The sequence below is a fragment of the Listeria farberi genome, assembly GCF_014229245.1.
GTDB lineage: Bacteria > Bacillota > Bacilli > Lactobacillales > Listeriaceae > Listeria > Listeria farberi.
Genome location: NZ_JAARZJ010000017.1, coordinates 26,905 through 36,312, shown reverse-complemented (window position 1 = coordinate 36,312; position 9,408 = coordinate 26,905). Strand labels below are relative to the sequence as shown.

Genomic DNA, 9,408 nt, shown 5'->3' with positions numbered 1-9,408 from the left:
CTTCTATAATAGAATAAACAGAGGAAAACGGAGGGGGAAATATGAAGAAAGTTACGATGCAAGATATTGCTGACAGGCTAAATATAACGAAAAATTCAGTTTCACAAGCTTTAGGTAATAAAAACGGGGTTAGTGAACAAACAAAACTAGCTGTTTTTAAAATGGCTGATGAATTAGGCTATAAATATAAAAGAGAAATTGCGCGAGAAGTCGTAAAAGAAAAATTTGCACTTTTGGCAACTTCATTCGCTTTATCACAGCGTAGTTTTTTTGGCGAAATTATTGATAATATAAAACAAAGCGTCATTGCGCACCAAGCAGAATTAATTATTTTTCCAGTGACCGATGACGAGGCTCGAATGAATCAACTTCCCGAGCAATTGAAAAAAGAAAACTGGACAGGAATATTCTTACTTTCGCATATAAATACAGCATATAGTAAGAAAGTGATTGAACTTGGTATGCCAGTGGTACTCATTGATCACCACGATCCGCATTTAAAAGCTGATGCAGTTATTAGCCAAAATAAAGATGGTGCGTTTATGGCAGTTGAATTTTTAATTGAAAACAAGCATCAAAAAATCGGTTTTCTTGGTGATATAACTTTTTCGCCGAGTTACGAAGAACGTTTTGAAGGCTATAAAAAAGCATTGCAGTATTATCACATTCCTTTTAATGAAAAATATGCCATTACACGAATTAAAGAAGAACAAACGACACTGTACCGGACGTTAGACGAGTTAGATGAACTTCCAACTGCTTGGTTTTGCGTCAATTCAGGTCTTGGCTTTATTTTGAATACTTATTTGCAATCAAAAGGATATAACATCCCAAAAGACTTATCGATTATTTGTTTCGATAATACCGAATTTACTGTACTTAGTAATCCTCAGCTTACAACTATGTGTACAAATCTCTCCTTTATGGGAGAAAAAGCAGTAGAACTTATGTATAACCGCGTAAGAAAACCAGATGAGGGCTTTGTTCATCTGGCGCTTGCTACTAATTTAATAGCCCGAGATTCTGTTGGCGAAAACAAAAAAAACGATTCAGCAACTGAGAGCTGAATCGATTTTTTAATTTGCATTTAGAACAACCACTTCTTTTTGTAAAAACGTCAAAACAGCTGCAAATAATTTATCTGCTTGTTCATCCTGACAAATTACATGTTTTGACCCCTCTAAAATAAATAATTCTTTTGGACCAGGTATACTTTCCATTAAAAAATTAACGCTTTTTTCAGCAGGAACTATTTGGTCGGCGCTGCCTTGTGCAATAAAAGTTGGAATTTCAATATGTTCAAAAACTGGTTTTGCTAGAGCTACCATTTTTTTGAATTGTAGTGTCGAAGTCCAAGGGGTTTCGGTTACTTTCTTTTGATAACGTTTAAACATCGGGCTATTTTTAAGCGTTACTTCTTTTGCTTCCGTTAATACTTGCTTGGAATTTCCGATAATTTGTGGCCATTCCATCGCATTTACGGCTGTGCTTAGAAGTACTAACTTTTTCACTTCTGGATAATGCCTCGCGAGCCATCCCGCGAGCAAACCACCCATAGAAAAACCAATAATATATACTTCATCGTCTTCTTTTAGCATTTGACTTAAAATACTGTCTACAAAAACAATCCAATCTTTATACGTCACATTTTTTAAGTGGCTCAGGTGATCATGGCCAGGTAATGTGGGTGCTAAAACATCCCAATCTGTATGCTCTCGCAAATAATCAGCGAGCGGCTTCACCTCGGACGGCGAACCAGTAAAACCATGAATACACAAACAAGCAACCATTATGCCTTTCCTCCTGTCCAAATAATTACCAATTAAGCGGTAATATCATATGTCCAATTTTATTCGTTACTTAATAATAAGATTTTCTACTACATCTTTCAAGCCCATTCCGTAAGAACCTTTGACCAGTATCCATTCATTTCCATTTATTTCTGAAAGAAGCGCCGTCTCAAGCGATTCCTTTGTGTCAAAGTGTTGAACTTTTCCCTGACCAATTTTTGTCTCAGCGACTGATTTGAAAGCTTTCATCGCTTCACCGTATAAGAAAATCTTCTCAATCGTGTCATTTTCTAGTACTTCGGCAGATTCTTGGTGTAGTTTTGTCGACAAATCGCCTAATTCAAGCATATCTGCAAGCACTAAATATTTTGGTTTACCTTTTGAGTCCATATGCATAAAAGTTTTTAAAACTGTTTTTAACGCAGTCGGACTGGAATTATAGGCATCATTTAAAATACGTGCGCCACTTTTTGTCGTTATCCATTCTAAACGACTTTTAGAACGTTCCATGTTTTTAAGTGCTGATTGTATTTTTTCTCCTTCAATACCAATTTCTCTTGCCGCAAGCATTGCCGCCATCGTGTTGAAAACGTTATGCTCCCCAATAATTGGAACAAAGATTTCAAGGTCTGGCTCCCAGTTTGTTATAAAAGAGGTTCCTTCTGCTTCAGCGCGAATTTCTAATGGGTAAATTTCCGCTGCATCTGATTTACCAAAAGTTAGTTGTCTAAAGTCACCATCTATATTTCCTAGAAGAAGATTTTCTTCATGCGGATAAATTAAAATCCCACTTGGGTTTAGACCAGCTGTAATTTCAAGTTTCGCTTTAGCAATTTCTTCGCGTGAACCAAGATATTCAATATGTGCCTCCCCAATGTTAGTAATAATCGCAATATCAGGTTTGGCAATTTTCGAAAGCACTTCGATTTCATGACGATGATTCATCCCCATCTCAAGTACTGCCACTTCGGTATCTTCCGGCATCGTTAAAATAGTATAAGGTAAGCCGATATGGTTATTAAAATTCCCGCCAGTATAGTGCACTTTATAAGTCGTTTCAACAATTGCTGCCATAATATCTTTTGTAGTCGTTTTTCCATTGCTTCCAGTGATTGCAATTACTTTTGGTTTTACTTGCTGAATATATTTCGCTGCCAGTTCTTGAAGTGCTAGCAAAGTATTTTCCACTAAAATAACCGGGAAATCAGTTGGTGGATTTGGTACATCTTTTTGCCAAAAAGTCGCCACTGCTCCCATTTCTCGTGCCTGACTTACGAATTCATGTCCATCACGCAAATTCCCTACAAATGGAACAAATAAATCTCCTGACTTTATTTGCCTTGTGTCAAAACAAACGCCAGTAATGACGACATCGCGAAATGTATCTACATGGATGGAACTATCTAACATTGCTACTACTTCGCCTACTGTTTTTTTCAAATTAAATCGCTCTCTTCCATAAAAAAGCAGCTTCCGCATCTGAAAACTGCTTTCTTGTTTATTTTAGTCTTCTAATCTATATTTAAGTGCATTTTTAGCGGCGTGGCGTTCTTTTGCCAAATCAACTAATCGTTCAATTAACGCTCCGTATGGTAAGCCAGTTTCCTGCCAAAGTAGTGGATACATGCTATATGGTGTGAAACCAGGCATTGTATTTACTTCATTTAAGAACAACTGATTATCTTCCGTTAAGAAAAAGTCAGCACGCACTAGCCCGCTTGCATCAAGACCTAAGAATGCTTGAACTGCATATTCTTTCATTTGTTCCAAAATTTCCGGTTCTACTTCAGTCGGAATAATTAACGCAGTATTATTATCTTGATATTTAGCTTTGTAATCGTAGAAAGTGGCAACTGCACCTTCTGGCAAAATTTCACCAGGAACAGAGCAAACTGGCGTATCGTTTCCAAGTACACCCATTTCGATTTCACGAGCGACTACTCCTTGTTCGACAACAACACGGCGGTCATATAAAAATGCTTCTGCCATTGCTTCTGCTAATTCTTTTTTGTTTGTTGCTTTACTAATACCAACACTTGAACCAAGATTTGCTGGTTTTACGAAGACTGGATATGTAAGTACTTCTTCCATCTCAGCAATCATTTCCGCTTGATAGTTTTTCCAATCAATTAAACGAACAGCAACTGCTGGAACTTGTGGAATACCAGCGTCTGCAAAAATTTTCTTCATCACAATTTTATCCATTGCTGCCGATGAAGCTAGGACGCCATTGCCAACGTAAGGAATATTTAAAACTTCGAACAAGCCTTGGACAGTTCCATCTTCCCCGTTTGGACCATGTAAAAGTGGGAATACGACTGTTTCTTGTCCGTCAGCTTCTAAAACAGCTGGGCTAATTGCTTCCCCTTCAGATTTCTCTGATTCAGTCGTAGCAAGTCTTACTGTATCTGTAGCCGAAAAACGTAATTGTTCGACAAAATCTAATTTTCCAGAAAGAAGTGGCCCTTGAATCCACTCCCCGTCATTGGTAATATATATTGGCTTAGCTTCAAATTTTTCTAAATCTAAAGCATTGATTACTGAAAATGCTGTTTGTAAGGAAACCTCGTGCTCAGCAGATTTTCCACCGTATAATAAAATTAACTTGGTTTTCATAATACCCCTCCGTCATTATTCGCTTTATCTATTTTACCATGTTTTAGCAAGATGAAAAGACATAACTAAAAAATAGGTTGAAAAAATCTTCATTTTTGGATTAAGAAAGGTGTGCGCTTATTCCAAAAAGATCTTTTCCAACCTATTTTATTTAAACGCCAGATGTTAATTTTAGACCGACAACGCCAGCAATAATCATCGTAATAAAGAGCAGTTTCCCGACACTCTTACGCTCTTTGAAGACCACCATTCCGAGTGTGACACTGCCAACAGCCCCAATTCCGGTCCAAATCGCATAACCTGTACCAATCGGAATTGTTTTAAGTGCGAGAGATAATAAGAAGAAGCTCGCTGACATAAAGATAATGGTGAGTACCGCAAATCCAAGACGTTTAAACCCATCTGATAACTTCAGCATCACAACAAAAACCATTTCGCACAAACCTGCTACAAGTAAAAATATCCAATCCATCGTTATTTAGCCTCCTTCTCAGACTCATTACCATCCACTAACTTAAGACCAATAATTCCTGTTAGTAAGACAATTAACGAAACAATTTTCCAAAAAGAAACACCTTCTGAAAGAAAAATCATTCCAATAATCGCCGTACCAGCTGCCCCGATTCCGGTGAATACCGCATAGGCCGTACCAATTGGAATCGACTTCATGGAAAGCGAAAACAAACCGAAACTAACAATTAGAAAGGCTATTGTTAAAAGGCTCCACCCTACCATTGTAAAGCCGTGAGATTCTTTCAGTCCAAAAGCCCAAACAATTTCCGATAATCCTGCCATAATCAAATAAAACCAAGCCATTTTCCTTACCTCCAATTTATTCGAGTAAACTTGCGAGAACTTCCCATGCGGATTTCCTACGCAATTCAAATTCTGTTTCATCATAAATTCCGTGCTCCACGCTAAGCCCATCAAGTAACGCATAAAATACATGCATCCATCTTATTAACACAACTTCAGACACAGCAGGTTCAAGTGTTTTTCGTAAAATATCATTCGTTAATTGCTCATAAGTCCTTGTTTCTTCTTTTAATTCATTAAAAAGGGACTTTGGTGGATAAAATACCGCTCGCTGGAAAAATTTCTTTGTATCAGGACTACTTGAAAAATCAGTTGCAACAAAAAAAATTGTTCGAAGTTTTTCTGCTCCTATCAACTCTTCTTGCTCAGCCACTTTACTTAATTCGCTTAATTCTATGTGGATTGAATCTTGGTACACTTCCATAAAAAGCGCTTCTTTAGAGGGAAAGTGTGCATATAGCGAAGGCGTTTTAATCCCTACAGCTTTCGCAATTTCAGAAAGAGCGGTCCCGTCGTATCCTTTTTCCGCAAAAAGGGTTAGCGCTATTTCTTTAATAAGTTTTTTTGTCATTAGAAACTCCCTCCTAACTAACGTTCATTAGTTAAATTCTATCAAATAAAAAACCAAACGTAAAGGAAAAGGTTTGATTTTTTATTTTTCGATATATTTCCATTCATTTTGTTTTAAATCATAGACTAATTTTGCAACTTCTTCTTCATAGTAAATTTTTGAAGTTATTTCTAGTTCAGTCATTTCTTCCGTAAGTCCAAGGCCAATTGGTACTTCAATTTGGGTCCTAGTTCTAACGACATCATCCATTGCGATACAAGCACCGTCTTTAAAATAATCGGCCATTTTTTTGAGTAGCTCAACTGGTGGTTCGGAAACATATTTTTTCTTTCCAAACGAAAAAATGCCTTTTTCATTAACAAGTTCCGATGTTTTCCGGGCAATGACATAACTTAACAACATATAAAAATGATTTAAATTCCGGTAATATACTTTATTGTAGCGGCCGTCTTCCCTAGTTAAATAAACAAAATTATTTTGTAATTTATAATAAAAAGGTGAACGAAGGTGGCGACCTGTATGCGCAAGATAAAGCATCTCAGCTACTTCTTGTGGTGTAAGTTGGTTCAAAAGTTCCACATCTTCAAAATCAATCCAACAAAGTGGACTAAAATTTTCTTTAGCTATATTTGCTAAATCTCCTGGCTCTAAGTAATGAAAAGCGGTGTGTGCATTATAAGACGCATCTTCCATATTATGTTTAATTAACAATATATTTTCAGGTGGTTGGCCTACACCATTTAGAAAATCACAAAAAGAGATGCCGCTAGTCGCTACATTGTTAATAACATGATCAATATGAACATAAATAGATTGTTGGTTAACTACTTCTTTTTTCATGTATTTGCCTCACTCTATTTCTATTTTCTTCCTTCACAAAAGTCTTCCCTACCATCATACAACATTTTCGCTTAAAAAGGATAACAGAAACATCAAAACTTAATGACTAATTTATGACAAAGAAAAAAGCGGAGTAAGTTTACATGTATATTTTGTTGTTTTTCGTTCACTTACAAAAACAACCGCAAATAACATATAAAAATTCTCCACTCATCCATTTTATTGCAATCGAAGTGTCATATTTGGTATTGCTTTACCGCTTACCGCTTTCCATATATCTTTTCGGGATTTGGTTTTTTCAACCACGATACCTTTTTCTTTGAGCTGACGGATTACTTGATTCAAATCTTTTTGATTATTATCCAAACTCATCACTCCATCTTCCAAATTTGTTTTCATTCTTTTCATTATCTCTCTTCCCTTACTTTACCATATTCTCTTTAGTAAAAATACCCTATTAAGTAAAAAACTAACCTATAATCTCGATTTTTTTCAAGAAAGCGTTTGAAAACCGAATTTTATTGGATAATACCATATTAATATAAAGAATAATCATCTTTTTCATATAATGTTTCCCAATGAATTTATAGTAGCTTTTTATATAATTATAAAATATAAGAAGCAATAATTGTTGACTAAAAGTTAAAAAATTACTGTTTTGTGACGAAAATGTGAAAAAACATCTCCACAAAATCTTGATTATAAATAAAATAACTAACAAACATCCCTTCTTCATTGATTCAGCGCTTAAAAACAAAAACTTTTTATCTTTCACACTTTTGTCACAGTTTTCATCATGTATTTCCTATATAATAAAATAAAGGCATCAAACATCGGAGGAATGACATGAAAAGACGGATTATTATTAGCTGTACCGCAATTTTTTCAACTTTTATCGTAACCGGAACCTATCTCTTCTTAACAAATCAACAAACTTCAACCCCTGAAAAAAACACTTCTATTTCGAAAAAAGATTGTCCGCCTTCCAAACCAAAAGATTCAAGTCAACCTGATAAAGATAAAAAAAGCAGTTCAAATAATAAAAGTATCGAACTAGAAACAAAATTTGGCAATAACACATTAGAAGTGGATGAATTATCTGGAAAAACCCCACAAAAGCCTATTTATCAAAATAAAAATACTGAAATCAAATTAGCAGATGACAAAAAAGCACAAGTGAAAAAAAAGAAAAGTTCCAACCCAAATAACAATACGCCAAAGAAAACAACTCCAAATCAACAAGAACCGGTGGAGGAGGCGCCAACCAAAGATATGTATTTTTATGATAAAAATCGAGTAATGGAACCAATCAATGCCCAGCTAGAAACATTGGATCTAGCAACGCTTGAAGCGAAAGAGCATCTAGTAGTTGGAGCTGACATAGCTAAACTTCAATATTTGATTTCAACTAACCAATTAAGTTATAAAGAATTAGCTGGAATTTACCTCAACCGAATTAAAAAGTACGATCAAAACGGACTTATGTTAAATTCAGTAACGGAGATTAGCCCTACTATTATTTCAGAAGCAGAACAACTTGATAATCAAAATACAACAAACAAACCCGCTCTCTACGGTATGCCTATCCTTTTAAAAGATAATATAGGCACTATCACTCTTCCAACAAGTGCCGGTACTGTAGCTCTTGAAGACTGGGTTATAGAAAAAGATGCAGCTATCGTGGAAAAATTGAAAGCAAATGGTGCCTTAATTCTTGGCAAAACCAATATGTCCGAATGGGCAGCTGGAATGGATGATGAATTACCGAATGGCTACTCAGGAAAAAAAGGATTGAGTAAAAACCCTTATTCTTCAGATTTAGATCCTTCTGGTTCAAGCTCTGGATCTGCAACTGCCGCTACGTGTGATTTTGCTGCCATTGCCATCGGAACAGAAACAAATGGTTCTATCATTTCGCCAGCCTCAGCCCAATCAGCAGTTGGCTTTAAACCTAGTCAAGGTCTTGTAAATAACGCGGGAATTATCCCGCTCTCAAGTAGATTTGATACACCTGGTCCCCTTACAAAGACAGTCACAGATGCTTATGTAACAGCAAATATCTTAATGGACGAAACAAAACAAACAAACCTTTCCAAAGATGCACTTAAAAATAAAAAAATTGGACTACTGGCTGACGGCGAAAGTAATGAAGAAACGGCTATCCTCAAGAAAATCAAAAAAGATTTAACAAACGCGGGTGCCACCATTATAGAAGGCATCGCAATACAAGAATTAGAGCAAGTAGATGTTGATTTTTCCACTTTATTAAACGCAGATTTCAAACGAGATCTTAATCAATTTTTACAAATTAATCATTCTCCTATGTCGACATTAGAATCAATTATCGCTTTTAATAACACTAATCCTAGTAGAAATATGCAATATGGTCAAAGTGAACTTATAAAGGCGCAGAAAAGCACGATGACGAAAAAGCAAGCGGATGATTTAGCCAATCAACTTATTCGTACTGCCCGAAGCGAACTGGATTCTGCATTACAAAATGACAAGTTAGATGCAGTTGTAACAGTTGGTATGGGCGGATCTGTGATGTTTTTAGCACCCATCGCTGGAAACCCAGAGCTCACTATCCCAGCTGGCTATGATGAGGAATCAAGTCAACCCGTAAGCTTAACATTTATTTCTCGGCGAAATACGGACATAGCTTTACTGAATATGGGATATGCTTACGAACAATACTCAAAAAACCGAAAAAACCCTATTTTAACAAAACAATAAAAAAAGCAATATACCTGTATTTTTCAGGTATATTGCTTT

Annotated in this window: 10 protein-coding genes; 2 read left to right on the top strand and 8 right to left on the bottom strand. The window is 36.0% G+C overall.

Annotation, left to right across the window (positions count from 1 at the left end):
* Positions 1–41 precede the first annotated feature (41 nt).
* Positions 42–1,067, top strand: coding sequence for a LacI family DNA-binding transcriptional regulator (locus tag HCB45_RS13395; RefSeq protein WP_185318297.1), 1,026 nt, complete (start codon positions 42–44; stop codon positions 1,065–1,067).
* A gap of 9 nt (positions 1,068–1,076) precedes the next feature.
* Here the strand turns inward: HCB45_RS13395 and HCB45_RS13390 are convergent, their stop codons facing one another.
* The 8 genes from HCB45_RS13390 to HCB45_RS13355 form a co-directional block, all read right to left on the bottom strand.
* Positions 1,077–1,790, bottom strand: a complete 714-nt coding sequence (locus tag HCB45_RS13390; protein WP_185318296.1) for an alpha/beta hydrolase — start codon at positions 1,788–1,790, stop codon at positions 1,077–1,079.
* Between the two features lie 66 nt (positions 1,791–1,856).
* On the bottom strand, positions 1,857–3,230 hold the full coding sequence (locus HCB45_RS13385; protein WP_185620269.1) for a UDP-N-acetylmuramoyl-tripeptide--D-alanyl-D-alanine ligase: 1,374 nt from the start codon (positions 3,228–3,230) through the stop codon (positions 1,857–1,859).
* A gap of 63 nt (positions 3,231–3,293) precedes the next feature.
* Complete coding sequence (locus HCB45_RS13380; RefSeq protein ID WP_185318294.1) at positions 3,294–4,406, bottom strand: D-alanine--D-alanine ligase; 1,113 nt, start codon at positions 4,404–4,406, stop codon at positions 3,294–3,296.
* Between the two features lie 151 nt (positions 4,407–4,557).
* Positions 4,558–4,878, bottom strand: coding sequence for a quaternary ammonium compound efflux SMR transporter SugE2 (sugE2, locus tag HCB45_RS13375; protein ID WP_185318293.1), 321 nt, complete (start codon positions 4,876–4,878; stop codon positions 4,558–4,560).
* A gap of 2 nt (positions 4,879–4,880) precedes the next feature.
* Entirely contained in the window at positions 4,881–5,222 is a 342-nt protein-coding gene (sugE1, locus tag HCB45_RS13370) for a quaternary ammonium compound efflux SMR transporter SugE1 (protein ID WP_185318292.1), read from the bottom strand.
* Between the two features lie 16 nt (positions 5,223–5,238).
* Positions 5,239–5,793: a TetR/AcrR family transcriptional regulator gene (locus HCB45_RS13365; protein ID WP_185318291.1), complete on the bottom strand. Its 555-nt coding sequence runs from the start codon at positions 5,791–5,793 to the stop codon at positions 5,239–5,241.
* Between the two features lie 81 nt (positions 5,794–5,874).
* On the bottom strand, positions 5,875–6,633 hold the full coding sequence (locus tag HCB45_RS13360) for a hypothetical protein (RefSeq protein WP_185318290.1): 759 nt from the start codon (positions 6,631–6,633) through the stop codon (positions 5,875–5,877).
* A gap of 219 nt (positions 6,634–6,852) precedes the next feature.
* Complete coding sequence (locus HCB45_RS13355) at positions 6,853–6,999, bottom strand: Lmo0850 family protein (protein WP_185319000.1); 147 nt, start codon at positions 6,997–6,999, stop codon at positions 6,853–6,855.
* Between the two features lie 480 nt (positions 7,000–7,479).
* Here HCB45_RS13355 and HCB45_RS13350 point away from each other — a divergent pair, with 480 nt between their 5' ends.
* The gene (locus tag HCB45_RS13350) at positions 7,480–9,369 is read left to right on the top strand and encodes an amidase family protein (protein WP_185620268.1); all 1,890 of its coding nucleotides are present in this window, start codon (positions 7,480–7,482) and stop codon (positions 9,367–9,369) included.
* Positions 9,370–9,408: the final 39 nt, after the last annotated feature.